This window comes from Neobacillus drentensis, from assembly GCF_036966985.1.
GTDB lineage: Bacteria > Bacillota > Bacilli > Bacillales > Cytobacillaceae > Neobacillus > Neobacillus drentensis_E.
In genome coordinates this window covers 15,135-15,864 of sequence record NZ_JBALSN010000026.1, presented here as the reverse complement: position 1 = coordinate 15,864, position 730 = coordinate 15,135, and the positions used below count along the sequence as shown (strand labels likewise).

Below are 730 nucleotides of genomic sequence, written 5' to 3'. Positions count from 1 at the left end.
AAAAGTAACGGTCGTGAGAGATGAGAATAATCGTTCCTGTATATTCCTTTAGGAAGGACCCCAGCCATTCAATCGCTTTCATATCTAAATGGTTAGTCGGTTCATCAAGGAGTAGAAGCTCGGGATTTTTCAATAAACTCAAACCCAATCCAACTTTTGTTTTTTCCCCGCCGCTTAATGATGAGAAGGGTTTATCAAGAAGGTCGGTAATATTCAACCCGTTTGCAATCCTATCCAATTGGGCATCCATTTCATAACCGCCATTTAAGCTAAATTCATCCTGGAGCTTTCCATATTGATCCATTAATCTTTGGAGGTGTCCTGGTGCAATTTCATCTCCCATTTCAACCTCTAATTGCCGAAGCTTAGTTTCAGTGGCTGTTAATTGCTCGAAAGCTGTTTTTAATACTTCTTTACTTGTTAGTTCCTTGAAATCAGGTATCTGGGCCAAGTAACCAATCTTCAGACCCTTTTTCCAATGAATAACCCCTTCATCAACCGTTTCCTGGTTGGCTAAAAGCTTTAATAACGTTGTTTTACCACCGCCGTTACGGCCGACAAGGCCCATCCGACTGCCATCCTGTACTTCAAAGGATAGATTTTTAAAAATTATATTTCCACCAAATGATTTGGCAATATGGTTTACACTGCAAATAATCATGTTCATTCTCCTTATTAATCAAGATTAAGATGAACACCCTCTTTTTTATACAAAGGCTGTGTTAAACTT

At 38.9% G+C, this 730-nt stretch carries 1 protein-coding gene; it reads right to left on the bottom strand.

The annotated features are described in order from the left end of the window. Nucleotides 1–661 (bottom strand): ATP-binding cassette domain-containing protein (locus tag V7659_RS01700; RefSeq protein ID WP_335537702.1); only part of this gene is annotated, 661 nt, incomplete at its 3' end. Nucleotides 662–730: the final 69 nt, after the last annotated feature.